This is a genomic window from Rhodococcus maanshanensis NBRC 100610, from assembly GCF_001894865.1.
Classification (GTDB): Bacteria; Actinomycetota; Actinomycetes; order Mycobacteriales; family Mycobacteriaceae; genus Rhodococcus_G; species Rhodococcus_G maanshanensis.
In genome coordinates this window covers 71447-86341 of record NZ_BCXA01000026.1, presented here as the reverse complement: position 1 = coordinate 86341, position 14895 = coordinate 71447, and the positions used below count along the sequence as shown (strand labels likewise).

14 protein-coding genes are annotated in these 14895 nt (G+C 70.1%); 7 read left to right on the top strand and 7 right to left on the bottom strand.

Features of this window, described 5'->3' with window-relative positions; all coding sequences use genetic code 11:
• The first annotated feature begins 377 nt into the window (after window positions 1–377).
• The 3 genes from RM1_RS14005 to RM1_RS13995 all read left to right on the top strand — a co-directional run bounded on the left by RM1_RS14005 (window position 378) and on the right by RM1_RS13995 (window position 3314).
• Window positions 378–1460 (top strand): phosphotransferase family protein, encoded by a 1083-nt coding sequence (locus RM1_RS14005; protein WP_245816325.1) that lies wholly within the window; start codon window positions 378–380, stop codon window positions 1458–1460.
• Entirely contained in the window at window positions 1457–2542 is a 1086-nt protein-coding gene (locus RM1_RS14000) for a TIGR03857 family LLM class F420-dependent oxidoreductase (RefSeq protein WP_072752045.1), read from the top strand. Before RM1_RS14005 ends, RM1_RS14000 begins: the two co-directional genes overlap by 4 nt.
• Before the next feature lie 82 nt (window positions 2543–2624).
• Window positions 2625–3314, top strand: coding sequence for a TetR/AcrR family transcriptional regulator (locus RM1_RS13995; protein WP_083576721.1), 690 nt, complete (start codon window positions 2625–2627; stop codon window positions 3312–3314).
• On the opposite strand, the gene RM1_RS13990 is transcribed toward RM1_RS13995, so the two are convergent.
• Window positions 3311–4276: a quinone oxidoreductase family protein gene (locus RM1_RS13990; protein WP_072752043.1), complete on the bottom strand. Its 966-nt coding sequence runs from the start codon at window positions 4274–4276 to the stop codon at window positions 3311–3313. The two genes, RM1_RS13995 and RM1_RS13990, sit on opposite strands and share 4 nt — an antisense overlap.
• 33 nt (window positions 4277–4309) lie before the next feature.
• On the opposite strand from RM1_RS13990, the gene RM1_RS13985 reads away from it, so the two are divergent.
• A complete protein-coding gene (locus RM1_RS13985) occupies window positions 4310–4675 on the top strand; it encodes a hypothetical protein (RefSeq protein ID WP_072752040.1) in 366 nt (121 codons plus the stop codon).
• Window positions 4676–4762: 87 nt separating this feature from the next.
• On the opposite strand, the gene RM1_RS13980 is transcribed toward RM1_RS13985, so the two are convergent.
• From RM1_RS13980 to mptB, 6 genes are all read right to left on the bottom strand, one after another.
• Window positions 4763–5170, bottom strand: coding sequence for a hypothetical protein (locus RM1_RS13980; RefSeq protein ID WP_072752038.1), 408 nt, complete (start codon window positions 5168–5170; stop codon window positions 4763–4765).
• An 87-nt stretch (window positions 5171–5257) separates the two neighbouring features.
• A complete protein-coding gene (locus RM1_RS13975; protein ID WP_072752036.1) occupies window positions 5258–6232 on the bottom strand; it encodes a COX15/CtaA family protein in 975 nt (324 codons plus the stop codon).
• A 64-nt stretch (window positions 6233–6296) separates the two neighbouring features.
• Window positions 6297–7745: a hypothetical protein gene (locus tag RM1_RS13970; protein ID WP_072752034.1), complete on the bottom strand. Its 1449-nt coding sequence runs from the start codon at window positions 7743–7745 to the stop codon at window positions 6297–6299.
• A gap of 57 nt (window positions 7746–7802) precedes the next feature.
• The gene (locus tag RM1_RS13965) at window positions 7803–8594 is read right to left on the bottom strand and encodes an ABC transporter permease (protein WP_072752033.1); all 792 of its coding nucleotides are present in this window, start codon (window positions 8592–8594) and stop codon (window positions 7803–7805) included.
• Entirely contained in the window at window positions 8591–9535 is a 945-nt protein-coding gene (locus tag RM1_RS13960; RefSeq protein ID WP_072752031.1) for an ABC transporter ATP-binding protein, read from the bottom strand. Before RM1_RS13960 ends, RM1_RS13965 begins: the two co-directional genes overlap by 4 nt.
• On the bottom strand, window positions 9532–11220 hold the full coding sequence (gene mptB / locus RM1_RS13955) for a polyprenol phosphomannose-dependent alpha 1,6 mannosyltransferase MptB (protein ID WP_092667818.1): 1689 nt from the start codon (window positions 11218–11220) through the stop codon (window positions 9532–9534). The genes RM1_RS13960 and mptB overlap by 4 nt, the downstream gene beginning before the upstream one ends.
• Window positions 11221–11464: 244 nt before the next feature.
• On the opposite strand from mptB, the gene RM1_RS13950 reads away from it, so the two are divergent.
• From RM1_RS13950 to sufD, 3 genes are all read left to right on the top strand, one after another.
• Window positions 11465–12142: a helix-turn-helix transcriptional regulator gene (locus tag RM1_RS13950; protein ID WP_281252141.1), complete on the top strand. Its 678-nt coding sequence runs from the start codon at window positions 11465–11467 to the stop codon at window positions 12140–12142.
• 62 nt (window positions 12143–12204) lie between these two features.
• Entirely contained in the window at window positions 12205–13662 is a 1458-nt protein-coding gene (gene sufB / locus RM1_RS13945; RefSeq protein ID WP_072752025.1) for a Fe-S cluster assembly protein SufB, read from the top strand.
• Window positions 13662–14861, top strand: a complete 1200-nt coding sequence (gene sufD / locus RM1_RS13940; protein ID WP_072752023.1) for a Fe-S cluster assembly protein SufD — start codon at window positions 13662–13664, stop codon at window positions 14859–14861. The genes sufB and sufD overlap by 1 nt, the downstream gene beginning before the upstream one ends.
• The last annotated feature ends 34 nt before the right edge of the window (window positions 14862–14895 follow it).

Sequence of the window (14895 nt, the reverse complement as noted above, 5' to 3'; positions counted from 1 at the left end):
CACCCCAGCCCGCGCCCAGCCCTGGGTACGGGGCAGTTAAGCCTGCCCCCTGTCGTACAGGTCCACCTGCTCGCACCTGCTCTGGACGTCGGTGGCGGGCGTCCGCCGCTGCGGCGCGATCGAGCGAACGGAATCGCTCTGAACTGCAAATACTCTCTCTGGCAACGGCTTCTATACGCCGTAAAGGCCCATCTCTTTACGTCGTATGGAGATAGTGAGGCCCCTGCGCGGTGTCAATCTTTGAGAGGGTTCATTGACAATTGCACTCACGTGGCCGAAAGATGGCGTCGTCGATGTAACGCAGGTAACACTCGGGAGGAAATGTGACGCACGCCCAGCCGCCGGATGACATGAAGATGCAGCGAACGAGCCGGGACATGACCGCCGTGCCGGCCGCCCTGGCCGGATGGCTGGCCACGAAGCTCCCCGTGGGGGCGGAGCCAACCGTCTCCCTGCACTCCGGGATCGACGCCAACGGCATGTCCTCCGAGACCCTCGTCTTCGACGCGTCCTGGCGGGAGGACGGCGAGGAGCGCACCGCCGAGTACGTGGCCCGAGTCGTGCCGTCGGCCCAGGACTTCCCGGTCCTCGAGAACTACGCGCTGCAGGACCAGTACGACACGATGCGGATCATCGGCGAGCTGAGTGACGTCCCCGTACCGCGGGTGGGTTTCATGGAGCCGTCGGGTGATGTGCTGGGTACGCCGTTCTTCCTGATGGACCGCCTCGCAGGCGTCGTCCCGCCCGACGTGATGCCGTACAACTTCGGCGGCAACTGGCTCTTCGACGCGTCGCCAGAGGATCAGCGGCGCCTGCAGGACAGCACCGTGAAGGCACTCGCGGGCCTGCACGCGATCCCCGCGGCGGACGAGACCTTCGCCTTCCTCGACCCGAAATACCCCGGCGCCACCGCGTTGCAACGCAACCTCGCGCGCACCCGCGCCTGGTACGAGTTCGCCGTCCGCGACCTCGAGCGCTCGCCGCTGATCGAGCGCGGCCTGAGCTGGCTCGAGTCCAACCTCCCAGACACGACCGAGGCGGTGCTGACCTGGGGTGACGCCCGTCTCGGCAACGTGATGTACGTCGACTTCGAGCCGGTAGGCGTCCTGGACTGGGAGATGGCGAGCATCGGCCCGCGCGAGCTGGACCTGTCCTGGCTGATCTTCGCGCACCGGGTCTTCGAGTCGATGACCACCCGCTTCGGCATGCCCGGCATGCCGGACTTCATGCGCGAGGAGGACATCGTGGCCCGGTACACCGAGCTCACCGGCGCCCCGGTCGGCGACCTGCTCTGGTACCACGTCCACAGCGCGGTCAGCTGGGGAATCCTGTTCCTGCGCACCGGCGCGCGGGCCATCCACTTCGGGGAGGCCGAACGCCCCGACGACATCGAGTCGTTGCTGCACCACAGGCCGCTGTTCGAGAGCCTCCTCGACGGCCTGGAGGTGGCGGCCCCGTGAGCGAGCAACTGAACGAGCTCGGCTACTACGCCGTGACCCGGCACCCGGCGGACGCGCGGGTGGTCCTGCCCGAGGCCCGCGCGGCGGAGGAGCTCGGTCTGGGCTCCTGCCACATCGGCGAGCGGTTCACGGTCAAGGACGCGGGGGTCCTCTCCGGCGCGGTGGCGGGTGCCACGACCAGCCTGGGCATCGCCCCGTCGACCAACCACCACACCCGGCATCCCACCGTCACCGCGACCATCGGATCGACGATGCACGCGCTGACCGAGGGGCGCTTCTCCATGGCGTTCGGCCGGGGGATGGCCGCCTACTGGCAGGCCGTCGGCCTTTCCGTGGTGACCGAGGCCCGGCTGCGCGACTTCATCGGCATCCTGCGTCGGCTGTGGGACGGCGAGACGATCCTGAATCACGACGGGCCCGCGGGGAAGTGGCCGGTGCTGCGCCACCTGAACGGGTTGGCGGACGCGCCGCCGATCGGCATGGTCGCGGTCGGCCCCAAGACGATGGAACTCGCGGGCGAGATCTGCGACTACGTCATCCTGCACACCTTCTTCTCGGACGAGGCGACGGTCGCGTCGGTCGAGGCCGTGCGTCGCGGTGCCGAGCGGGCGGGCAAGGACCCCGACAGCGTCCGCATCTGGGCCTGTCTCGCGACGGTCAGCGACACCCTGGCGGAGGAGGACCGCCTGCGCCGCCGGGCCGGGCGGCTCGTGACCTACCTGCAGGCCTATGCCGACGTCCTGATCCGCGCCAACGGGTGGGACCCCGCCGTGTGGGAGCGGATCCGCCAGACCGAGCTGTTCACGAACGCGGCCGCCGTTGGTCCCATCGACGCCAGTGCATCGGTCGAGACCCTGGAGCAGCTCGACGCCATGATGCCGGCCGAATGGCTGGCCTCGGCGGCCTCGGGATCGCCCGAGGACTGTGCGAAGACCATCTCCAGGCAGTTCGACCTGGGCGTGCACTCGGTCATCATGCACGGGGCGAGTCCCCAGGAACTCGCGCCCGTCGTGGCGGCCTACCGCGCCGATCGGCCGCCGCTGCGCAGGGCGGTCGCGGCGAACGCGGGACGGTTCGCCTGAGCGGCCGCCGGTAAACTGCGCGCGAGACCGGGAGCGTCGATCCCGGTCTCGCGCGCACCCTTCACGTAGGACGGACCGGGTCATGACGAGCGAGTCTCCCCAGGCGGCCCGTGCGCTGGAGCAGTGGCGGGTGGCGGTTCCGTCCCAGGTCACGCTGTCGGCCGCAGGGACGCGGCTGAACAAGCGCGGCCTGGAGACCAGGGCGCGGTTGCTCGACGTGGCCATCGCCTGCCTGGCCGACAGTGGCAGCGAGCCGGTCTCCGCGAATCGTGTCGCCAAGGAGGCAGGCGTCACCTGGGGCACGGTCCAGCACCAGTTCGGGGACCTGGACGGCCTGTGGGTCGCCGTCGTCACCGAGATCCACGCTCGCAGCTGGGCCGAGCTCCCTGGTCCGTGGCCCGCAAGGACCGGCTCGCTGCGCGAGCGTGTCGTGGGAGCCATCGACTCCGTGTGGACCTACCTCGACACCACCGAGGGGCGGGCGCTCACCGCGCTGCGCACCCTGCTGCCCCCGCGACGCTCGGACATAGCCGCCGAGTACCCGAGGACGGCGGCGGCCCTCGCAGCCCGGGAGCACGACTGGATTCAGGGCTTCGACTATTTGATGGAGGGCCTCGACCTCGATCCGGCCAAGCTGTACCAGGTGCGCTGCCTGCTCCCGGCGGCCGTGCGAGGCCTGAGCAGCGAGCGCCAGCTCGGCTTCACGTCGGAACTCGATGTCGCGCGTCGGGCGCTGGCCGAAACCCTCGTGGCCTTCCTGGCCCGAGGCTAGGGGACCAGCACGATCGACCCGGTGGTGCGGCGGCCCTGCAGGTCGTCGTGCGCCTGCTCGGCCTGATCGAGCGGGTACTGCGCGCCGACCCGGATCTTCACGGAGCCGTCCCGGATCGCCTCGAACACCTCGCCCGAGCGCCACAACAGTTCGTCGCGGTCGCGGGTGTAGTGCGCAAGGGTCGGGCGGGTCAGGAACAGCGAGCCTGCCGGGTTGAGCCGCTGCGGATCGAATGGCGGCACCGGTCCGCTGGCCGCCCCGAACAGCGCGACGGTGCCCCGGATCCGGACCGACGCGAGGCTGGCCTCGAAGGTGTCCGCGCCGACACCGTCGAACGCCGCGGCCACGCCCTCGCCGTCGGTGAGCGCCCTGACCCGCTCCGCGAGGTCGTCGGTGTAGCGCAGCACCTCCGCGGCGCCTGCCTCCCGGGACAGCAGCTCCTTCTCGTCCGAGGACACGGTGGTGATCACGCGAGCGCCCCGCGCGACCGCGAGCTGCGTCAGCACCAGGCCGACCCCGCCGGCGCCCGCGTGCACCAGCACGGTGTCGCCGGGCTCGACGTAGTAGACCGAGTTCATCAGGTAGTGCGCGGTCATGCCCTGCAGGAGCACCGAGGCGGCGACGGGGGCGTCGACGCCGTCGGGCACCGGCACCGCCACCGCGGCGGGCACCACGACCTTCTCCGCATAGCTGCCCGGTGCGGAGGACCACGCCACCCGGTCGCCGACGCGGACTCCTGCGACGTCGGAGCCGACGGCCTCGACGACGCCGCTGCCCTCGAGCCCGGGGACGTACGGCAGCTCGACGGCATAGGCGCCGGTCCGGTAGTAGGTGTCGATGTAGTTCACACCGATCGCGTCCGTGCGGACCAGCAGATCGGCATCGCCCGGTACCGGGTCGGGGATCTCGGACATTCGGAGTACCTCGGGGCCGCCGAACTCGGTCACGGTGATTGCGCGCATGACCCTATTTCTACTCTCCAGTATTCTGACGCCATGACTGTGGACACCCAGGACTCCGGCGCGAGCGCTCCGGCCGTATCGCTGCCGCCGCGGACCCTCGCCGCGGTGAAGAAGTTCGTCGCCGAGCACGGCGGATCGGCCTCGGCGGTGATCCAGCCGGTCGGTCTCGACGGCGTGCGCATCACCCTCGTCGGCGCCGACGGCGTCCTCGGCGATCAGGTGGTCGACGACCTCGCGACCGCGAACGCCGTGGTGGCCGCGGTCGACAACGTGACCGCCGCCGAGTGGGAGCGCTCCATCACCAGCATCGCCACCCCGCGTGTCGGGCACTGGCGGAAGATGGCCGGCTGGGTGGCGAACCAGACGCGCTTCCCGAAGGCGCGCAACGGCCTGGGCTGAGCCAGACACAAACGAATGCGGGCGCCCCGGTCACATGACCGGGGCGCCCGCGTTGTCGTCGGGGGTCTGTCGGGCAGACCTAGCGAATCAGGGAACGAAGAAGGTCCCGAAGCCTGGCGTCGCGATCGCCTGCGGGTCGACGAAGGCAACTACCTGACCTGCGCCCGGATGGATGGTCACGGGCGCGGCGTTCAATGTCGGAAACGACGCGGACCCTGATGCGCCGGTGGCGAGACTGACCCAGTGGACAACCGCGCTGTGAGGGTTTCCGGATTCGGGAGTCCTGAGCACACTCAAAGTAGCGACGCCCGGTTGTTCGCCCACTGTCGCGGCCAGTCTGGGAGTGGGCAGCTCGACCAGCGGGATAAAGGGACTGACCTGGAACGGAATGGTGCTCGGCGCAGCTGCCGCAGGACCCACCGCCAGCAAACCGACGGTCGAGAGGGACAAAGCTCCGGTGACAAGGACGCGTCTGACTCTTCTGGATGCGGTCATGCGGATTGACGGTACCCGCGAGACTGCCTCCCGTCGTGACCTACAACGGGCCCGTTGTTCCTCGCTTCATCGCTCCTTCGGCCGTGTTCAGCGGGATCTCGACTTCAGTGGCTCCCGCTCGACCGGGGCGAGCTCGCGGACCCGGCCCGCGGCGTAGAGAGCGGCGGTCGCGGCCGTGCAGGCACCCGCCAGCGCGACGTGCACCGTCACCAGGACGGCGGGGACATGGGTCCAGAACTGGACCAGGCCGACGCAGGCCTGCGCCACAACCACGGCCACGACGACCTTGAGTCGAAGGGTCACCGCGGCCCTCGCGCCGACCGCGTACAGCCCGAACCCGAGCCCCACCAGCAGGGCGAGGTAGGCGACCAGCAGTTCGGCGTGCAGGTGCACCAGATTGGTGATGTCGAGGTCGAGCCGCTCGACCGTGCGCTCGGGGTTCTTGTCGCCCGCGTGCGGGCCCGCGCCCGTCACCATGGTGCCCGCGACCAGCGTCCCGGCCAGCGCGACGCCGGACAGCGCGGTGAGCCAGCGCAGCTGCTTCGGCACGGTGATCACCTCGACGCCGTCGTCGGGCTGGTCGATCTTGTGGTACAGGATCACCGACAGCCAGACCATCGCCATCGACACCAGTAGGTGCACCGCGACGGTCCACCAGAGCAGACCGGTCAGGACGGTGATGCCGCCGATCACCGCCTGCGCGACCGTCGAGAGCGGCATCAGCCAGGCGTAGGCGAGCACCTCGCGGCGGCGCGCGGCGCGGGTCACCGCGAGCACGACGGCCGCGGCCGTCGCCACCACCAGGAACGTCAGCAGCCGATTGCCGAACTCGATGGCCTGGTGGAACCACGGTGCGGTCGCCGTCCCGGTGGGCACGAAGCTGCCGGGGTGGCACTGCGGCCAGGTGGTGCAGCCGAGGCCGGACGCGGTCACCCGGACGACGGCGCCGGTCACGGCGATACCGCCCTGGGTCAGGATCACCGCGACGGCGATCCATTTCTGCACCGCCAAAGAGGGGAGCGGCAGACGGTTGACCAGGCTCAGGAACCCTCGATACAGCACGCCCCCGATGGTAGATGCCCGTCAACTACAGAGCGTCGTTGGGTCTGGCCGCGCCCGGCGGGCCTCAGCTGCCGGAACTCCCCGAACTGCCGAGGCTGCCGGAGCCGTTCGCCCCGACCTTGAGGATGCCGGTGATCGTGCCCTGCAGGTAGTCGCCCTGCGCGGTGATGAGCGCCGACATCTGCAGGGTGTCGTTCGCCGTGGTGCCGGGAAGTCCGGTGCGGCGCAGGATCGAGCCGGTGTTCGGGTCGACGACGGCGAACGCGTAGCCGTCGAGGGGTCCGCCGGTGCCGTCCCGCAGCACGGTGTAGAGGTGGCCGTCCGCGGTCGACAGGTGCGGCACCGCTGAGCTGCGCAGCGTGTTGTCCCACACCTGATGGCAGCCGGCGCCGTCGAGGTCGACGCGCGTCATGCCGCCGGTGAACGGTGCGGACGCGGGCACGGCCGGTCCGGCGCCCTCGGGCACCTTCGGGTAGGGGTAGCCGTAGGTGCTCGCGACGAAGACCGAGTTGCCGACGCCGATCGGGGAGTTCTCGCTGCCGGGTCCGCCCGAGCCGAGCACGGGGATCTTGCAGACCTCCTGGCCCGTGTCGGTGCGGTGCACCAGCAGGTTCACCCGGGTGTCGGCGCTGTCCACGATCGCGACGTACTCGTAGCCGCTTGTAGGGCCGAAGTAGGTCGGCGTGGACCCGGTGCCCCAGCTCAGCTGGCCCGGCTTGCGGGCCGACCCCCGGTCGTACGTGCGGCGCCAGTCGATCTTCGGGGTGCCGTCCGCGGCGAGGCTCAGCTGGTACAGGGCGTGGGTGGTGGCCACCGAGGTGCCTGCCGGGGAGGTGGAGATGCTGTTCTGCACCTGCTCGCCTGCCGGGACCGCGACGGTCCTGGCGACCCCGGCCGCGTCGACGGAGCCGATCACACCGCCGCCGGTCGCGAACCAGACGTTGCCCTGCCAGTCCGGGGTCAGCCCGGTCACCGCGTCGCCGTCGGGGATGGCCCCGGACAGGTCGACGGTGGAGTCGATGAACAGCGTGTTGTTCGTGTGGCCGACCCGCCGGAGCTTGCGCTCACCGTCGACGGCGACGAGCCGGTTCTGGTTGTCCAGGAATGCGTACACCCCGCCGAGCAGGCTGCCCTTTGCCAGCTTGAGCTGGGCGAGCGAGCCGCCAACCGGGACCGCGGGGGCGGCCGGATCGATCAGGTGCACCGTCGGGTCCTGGCCCAGCACGGAGGTGCAGAGCGCGACCACCAGTCCGTCGGAGCCCTGCAGCACGGTCGGGCACGCGGCGAGGAGGGGGTACGAGGTCACGCCGACCGCTTCGGCGCCTGGGCCTGCCAGCGGCGTCGCGTCCGAGGATCCCGCGTCGCCGTGCATCGTCGCGGTGCCCGTCGGCCCGAGGAACGGGTTGGGCGGTGCGAGCGGGCCCCACGCGGGCTGTGCGGAGGCGAGTCCGCCGCCGAGGGTGATCGCGGAGACGGCGGCCAGGGAGGCGAGGGCGCGGAGTGTTTTCGGCACGGCTCCGCATACTGCCGGTTTTTGACGGAAATGAATACGTTTTGGAACTGATCCGTATCAGGTGAACTTGAACAGCCTGGTCGCGAGCCATGCCGCGACCGAACCCCAGGCCACGAGCACCGCGACCGCGAACAGATCGATCGACCCGCCGATCGCCTGCTGCAGGGCCTCGGCGAGGGCGCCGGAGGGGATCATCCGGGCGGCCGTGTGCAACGGTCCCGGGATGTCCTCGGCGAACACGACCGAGCCGATGCCCGCCATCACGAACCAGAGGACGTTCGCCAGCGCGAGCACGATCTCCGCCCGGAGGGTGCCGCCGAGCAACAGCCCCAATGAGGCGAACGTGACGGTTCCCAGCGCGATGATCAGCGCGCCGAGCAGCAGGCCGGTCGGCTCGGGCCGCCAGCCGAGCGCGTAGGCGATGCCGCCGAGCAAGACCGACTGCATCGCGACCACGATGATGACCGCGGCGCTCTTGCCCGCGATGATTCCCCAGCGCGGCAGCGGGGTCGCACCGAGCCGCTTGAGCGCGCCGTAGCGCCGGTCGAAACCGACAGCGATGGCCTGCCCGGTGAACGCGGTGGACATGATCGCCACCATCATCACGGCGGGCAGCACCGTGTCGACCCGGGGGTCGCCGAGGTCGCCGACCGGCAGCAGGCACAGCCCGATCAGGAGGGTGATCGGGATGAACATGGTGAGCAGCAGTTGCTCACCGTTGCGCAGCAGCAGCGTGAGCTCGAGCCGGGTCTGGGCCGCCAGCATGGGCAGCGCGGCACTCGGCCTCGGGTCGGGGGTGAAGGTCCCCGCCTCGAACCTGTTGTCGGCGAGCCGGTCTTGCACGTTCATCCCCTCAGATCCCGTCCCGTGAGGTCGAGGAAGACGTCCTCGAGCCTGCGCTGATCGACCCGCAGTTCGGTGGCGAGCACGTCGAGCTCGGCGCACCACGCGGTCACCGTCGCCAGCACCTTCGGGTCGACGACACCCTCGACCAGATACGAGCCGGGGGAGACCTCCCGTGGGGTGAAACCGGTGGGCAGCGCGGCGCGCAGCCCGCTCAGGTCGAGGCTCTCGGGCGCGAGGAACCGGAGCTGTCCGGCCGATCCGTGTCGCGTCAGCTCCGTCGGCGTGCCCTCGGCGACGATCCGGCCGTGGTCGATGATGATCAGGCGGTCGGCAAGTGCCTCCGCCTCGTCCATCAGGTGCGTGGTCAGCAGCACCGCGACGCCGTCCCTGCGCAGCGCGTCGATGAGTTCCCAGACCAGCAGCCTGGCCTGGGCGTCGAGACCCGCGGTCGGTTCGTCCAGGAACACCAGCTCGGGTCTGCCGACGAGCGCGCAGGCAAGCGCGAGGCGCTGCTGCTGGCCGCCAGAGAGCCGGCGGTAGGGGGTGCGGGCGGCGTCGGTGAGGCCGAGGGTCCGCAGCAGCCACGCCGGGTCGAGGGGGTCGGCCGAGTACGCGGCCACCAGGTCCAGCATCTCGCCCGCCCTTGACCCCGGGTAGGCGCCGCCGCCCTGCAGCATGACGCCGACGCGGGCCCGGACCGCTCCGGAATCCGCGATCGGGTCGAGGCCGAAGACGCGCACGGTGCCGCTGTCGGGGCTGAGGAAGCCCTCACACATCTCCACAGTGGTGGTCTTGCCTGCGCCGTTGGGGCCGAGCAACGCCAGCACCTCGCCGCGGTGCAGGGACAGATCGAGGCCGTCGACGGCCGTGACGCTGCCGAAGGACTTGACCACGCCGTCGAGCCGAAGAACCGGATGCGCCGTGTCGGACGCGGAAGAGCTCACGGGGCCCCAGCGTATTCGGCGGCCGATCCACTGCCGTTCGGTGCCCCGGTCCCGGCCCGCCACGGCAGCCGGTCGCGAGTGAGGAACATCGCCAGTCCCACCACGAGGATGGTGGCGACGGCGGCCTGGACGATCATGAACGGCTGGTACTCGCCGCCGTTGGGCATCACGATCAGACTCACCGCCGACGAGAAGACGATGGCCGGGATGCGGAAGACCGGCCGGGTCGCCCATGCGGCCAGTGGGATCACCGCCCACAGCAGGTACCACGGCTGGACCACGGGGAAGAGCAGCACCAGGACGCCGAGGGAGACACCGAGCGCGCCCACCGGGTGCACCCGCCCGACGAGAACGGCGACGAGCATGCGTAGCGCGACGAAGGCCGCCGCGAGCGAGGCGATCGGCCGGGTCAGGTTGAGGACGGCGGTGGTGTGGTCGCCGAGTCCGAGGAACACCCCGGCCAGGCCGGTGCCGAGTCCGAGCAGCGTCGGCAGCGACATCCAGCTCCGCACCTCGTTCGCGGTGCCGAGGGTGCCGGGGGAGAGCCAGCCGAAGCCGAGGCCGCTGGCCAGGCTCACCACGAGGATGACCACCGCGGTCACCGCCATCAGCAGCCCGGCGGCCGCCAGCACGGATCGGACGGTGCCGCCCCAGCGCCGCGCCAGGGCCATGCCGATGAACCCGAGCGCCAGCAGCGACGGGATCTTGACTGTCGCGGACAGCGCGATCAGGCCCGACCCGGCCAGCAGATAGATCAGGTTCCTGCCGCCTGCGGTGGCGCCGCGGGGGTCGAAGCGGATCGGGTCGGCGCTCTCGACGGCGCGCAGCGCCAGTTCCATACCCGCCAGCATCAGGCCGAGCATCAGTGCCTCGTTGTGGATCCCGGCGACCAGGTGGAACAGCAGCAGCGGGTTGGCGGCGCCGAGCCAGAGCGCGGTCACGCTCGCGACGCCGCACCGGCGCGCCAGCCGGGGCAGCGCCCAGACGATCAGCGCGACGCCAACGAGCGCGAGCAACCGGTGCAGGAAGATGCCCGCGACGATGTTCTCGCCGGTGAGGGCGGAGATGCCGCGACCGATCCAGAGGAACAGCGGTCCGTAGGGCGCTGGTGTGTCACGCCAGATGGTCGGCACGGTCCTGGTCAGGACGTGGTCGACGCCGAGGGCCTGTGCAGGCCCGATCGCATACGGGTCGAGTCCGCGCGCGGTGATCTCGCTCTGCGCGAGGTACGAGTAGACGTCCTTGCTGAACATCGGCGGTGCGACCGTGAGCGGGATCACCCAGAGCAGCAGGGTGCGGTCCAGCTGGGAGCGGGTCAGCCGTCGGGGCGCGGTGCCCTCCCCCCGGTACCGGCCGATCGCGAACCTGCCGAGCAGCAGCCACGCGAGCACCACCATCACGCTGCCGGTCATGGTGAGCGTGAGCGCGGTCGCGCCGAGGCGCGCGGGCAGTCCGAGGATCCGCAGGCCCTGGACCGGGTTCTGCAGCACCGGCTGCGCGCCTGCCCCGAGCGCGCCGATCGCCATCAGGACGGCCCCGGTCGCACCGAAACGCCTGATCCCGCGGAGCTGACCGGTCTCGCGCTTGTTGAGTCCGGGGGCCTCGGCCTCGTCGCCGTGCAGGCTCGACACCTCGAAGCCGTGGTGCGGGCCGTCGACGCCCAGCCCTCGCTTGGCGAGCGTCACAGCCCGTTCGCGGAGTCGGGTCGCCGGGCCGGCGCTGGGGGTGTCACCGGAGTCCGGTGCGTCGTGGGACTGCGGCACATGGGGAAGCGTAGCGGTGTAATACAGGGCACCCTTGGTGGACCAGCTCCGATAATTCCGTCACACTTGTGTTGTGAAATCGGCACCGGCTCGGGACGCGCGAAGTGAAGGCGCAGGTCATGCACCTGTTTCGCCTGCACTCAGTGGTGCCCCGACCGCGACCGTGGTGGGCCATGACGGGCACACCAGGGCCGCCGTCGTCCAGCTTCTCCTCGAGCAGGGCCCGATCACGGCCCCCGAGGTCGGCGCGAAGCTCGGTCTGAGCGCCGCGGGTGTCCGACGTCACCTCGAGGCGCTGATCGACGCGGGCGAGGCACGTTCCTCGAACGCCGCGAGCTGGCAGCACAAGGGCCGCGGTCGCCCGGCGAAGCAGTTCCAGCTGACTGCCGCCGGCCGTTCGCGTCTCGGTCACTCCTACGACGATCTCGCCGGTGCGGCCATGCGGCACCTCCGCGAGGTCGGCGGTGAGGAGGCGATCGTGGAGTTCGCGCGGCGCCGGGTCCAGACGATCGTCGCCGACATCGATCCCGTCGCACCGCACACCCCAGGCGAGGTGGTTGACACCGCCGACGCCATCGCGGATGCGTTCACCTCGGCGGGTTTCGCGGCCACCACCCGGCCGGTGGGCAACGGCGTCCAGATCTGCCAGCACCACTGCCCGGTCTCGCACGTCGCCTCGGAGTTCCCCGAGCTGTGCGAGGCGGAGACGCAGGCCTTCGCCGAGTTGCTCGGCACCCACGTGCAGCGCCTGGCGACCATCGCCAACGGTGACTGCGCCTGCACCACCCACATACCGATAGCCCCACCAGACGAGCCTCGCTCGTCAGACGCATCCCCGAAGTAAGCACCACCCACGCCGATGCCCAGCCCGCACCGGTACGCAACAAGACTCCGGAAGGAGCTCGCATGACAGTCACCCAAGATCAGGCAGCCGGCAGCACGGAGAAGTCGCCCGCACTGACGCAGGACGAGGCCATCGCCTCGCTCGGCCATTACGGCTACGGCTGGTCTGATTCCGACGTCGCGGGCGCCAGCGCGCAGCGCGGGCTGTCCGAGGCCGTCGTGCGGGACATCTCCGCGAAGAAGAGCGAGCCCGAGTGGATGCTCGACATCCGGCTCAAGGCGCTCAAGACCTTCGACAAGAAGCCGATGCCGCACTGGGGCTCCAACCTCGAGGGCATCCACTTCGACAACATCAAGTACTTCGTGCGGTCCAGCGAGAAGCAGGCGGAGTCCTGGGAGGACCTGCCCGAGGACATCAAGAACACCTACGACAAGCTCGGCATCCCGGAGGCGGAGAAGCAGCGCCTGGTCGCCGGTGTCGCCGCGCAGTACGAGTCCGAGGTCGTCTACCACTCGATCCGTGAGGATCTCGAGAAGCAGGGCGTGATCTTCCTCGACACGGACACCGGGCTCAAGCAGCACCCGGAGCTGTTCAAGGAGTACTTCGGCTCCGTGATCCCCGCGGGCGACAACAAGTTCTCCGCGCTCAACACCGCGGTCTGGTCGGGCGGCTCCTTCATCTACGTGCCGCCGGGCGTGCACGTGGACATCCCGCTGCAGGCATACTTCCGGATCAACACCGAGAACATGGGTCAGTTCGAGCGCACCCTGATCATCGTCGACGAGGGCGCCTCGGTGCACTACGTCGAGGGTTGCACCGCGCCGATCTACAAGTCCGACTCGCTGCACTCCGCGGTCGTGGAGATCATCGTGAAGAAGGGCGGCCACTGCCGCTACACGACCATCCAGAACTGGTCGAACAACGTCTACAACCTGGTGACCAAGCGCACCAAGGTGGACGCGGGCGGCTCGATGGAGTGGATCGACGGCAACATCGGCTCCAAGGTCACCATGAAGTACCCGGCCGTGTGGATGATGGGCGAGCACGCGCGCGGCGAGGTCCTCTCGGTCGCGTTCGCCGGCGAGGGCCAGCACCAGGACACCGGCGCGAAGATGCTGCACCTGGCGCCGCACACCTCCTCGACCATCGTCAGCAAGTCGGTGGCGCGCGGCGGCGGCCGCGCCTCCTACCGTGGCCTGGTCCAGGTCAACAAGGGAGCGCACGGCTCGAAGTCGACCGTCAAGTGTGACGCCCTGCTGGTCGACCAGATCAGCCGTTCCGACACCTACCCCTACGTGGACATCCGCGAGGACGACGTGTCGATGGGTCACGAGGCGACCGTGTCGAAGGTCAGCGAAGACCAGTTGTTCTACCTGATGAGCCGCGGCCTCACCGAGGACGAGGCAATGGCAATGGTGGTGCGCGGGTTCGTCGAGCCCATCGCCAAGGAGCTGCCGATGGAATACGCCCTCGAGCTCAACCGCCTGATCGAACTGCAGATGGAAGGGGCCGTGGGTTAGTGGCCAACGCAAACGAGGCGACGACCGGGGTCAAGGCCGCCGTCGCCGGTGAGAACATCGTGCCCGCCACCAACAAGGGCGAGGTGTTCACCTCATTCGACGTCAACGCCTTCGAGGTCCCCGCGGGACGCGACGAGGCGTGGCGCTTCACGCCGCTGCGCAGGCTGCGCGGCCTGCACGACGGCACGGCGGCCCGCACCGGCGCCGCGACCGTCGAGGTGCAGGCGGGCGACGGCGTCAGCGTCGAGACCGTCGGCCGCGACGACGCCCGTCTCGGCCAGGCCGGTGTGCCCGCCGACCGCGTCGCCGCGCAGGCGTACTCGAGCTTCGAGTCGGCCACCGTCGTGACGGTCGGCAAGGAGCAGGAGCCCGCCGACGCGATCAACATCGTGGTCACCGGTCCCGGCGCCGAGCAGGTCGCCTACGGCCACATCCAGATCCGGCTCGAGGCGTTCGCGCAGGCGACGGTCGTGCTCGACCAGCGCGGCAGCGGCACGTACGCGGAGAACGTCGAGTTCGTCCTCGGCGACAGTGCCAAGCTGACCGTGGTCGCGGTGCAGGACTGGGCCGACGACGCCGTGCACGTCGCGGCGCACCACTCGCGGCTCGGCCGCGACGCCGTGCTCCGCTACACCTCGGTGAGCCTCGGCGGCGACCTGGTGCGACTGACCCCGATCGTGAAGTACGACGGGCCCGGCGGCGACGCCGAGCTGCTCGGCCTGTACTTCGCCGATGCCGGCCAGTTCTTCGAGCAGCGCCTGCTGGTGGATCACTCGCAGCCGCACTGCAAGTCGAACGTCGTCTACAAGGGCGCGCTGCAGGGCGATCCGCACTCCGGCAAGCCGGACGCGCACACCGTGTGGGTTGGCGACGTGCTCATCCGCGCCGAGGCCGAGGGCACCGACACCTTCGAGCTCAACAGGAACCTGGTGCTCACCGACGGCGCTCGCGCCGACTCGGTGCCGAACCTCGAGATCGAGACCGGCGAGATCGTCGGCGCGGGCCACGCCAGCGCCACCGGCCGGTTCGACGACGAGCAGCTGTTCTACCTGCGGTCGCGGGGCATCCCGGAGGACCAGGCCCGTCGCCTGGTGGTCCGCGGGTTCTTCCACGAGATCATCAACCGCATTGCCGTCCCGGAGGTGCGCGAGCGCCTCGAAGCCGCCATCGAGGTCGAGCTCGCCGCGGTCGGCGTCTGAGATCGCCGCCGACAACACACTTCTCTAAGGAACA

Bases quoted from the DNA above. Each gene is read 5' to 3' on its own strand.
- RM1_RS13990 (WP_072752043.1), bottom strand. From the start codon at position 4,276: ATGCGCGCAATCACCGTGACCGAGTTCGGCGGCCCCGAGGTACTCCGA.
- RM1_RS13985 (WP_072752040.1), top strand. From the start codon at position 4,310: ATGACTGTGGACACCCAGGACTCCGGCGCGAGCGCTCCGGCCGTATCG.
- sufB (WP_072752025.1), top strand. From the start codon at position 12,205: ATGACAGTCACCCAAGATCAGGCAGCCGGCAGCACGGAGAAGTCGCCC.
- RM1_RS13965 (WP_072752033.1), bottom strand. From the start codon at position 8,594: ATGAACGTGCAAGACCGGCTCGCCGACAACAGGTTCGAGGCGGGGACC.
- RM1_RS13995 (WP_083576721.1), top strand. From the start codon at position 2,625: ATGACGAGCGAGTCTCCCCAGGCGGCCCGTGCGCTGGAGCAGTGGCGG.
- RM1_RS13980 (WP_072752038.1), bottom strand. From the start codon at position 5,170: ATGACCGCATCCAGAAGAGTCAGACGCGTCCTTGTCACCGGAGCTTTG.
- RM1_RS14005 (WP_245816325.1), top strand. From the start codon at position 378: ATGACCGCCGTGCCGGCCGCCCTGGCCGGATGGCTGGCCACGAAGCTC.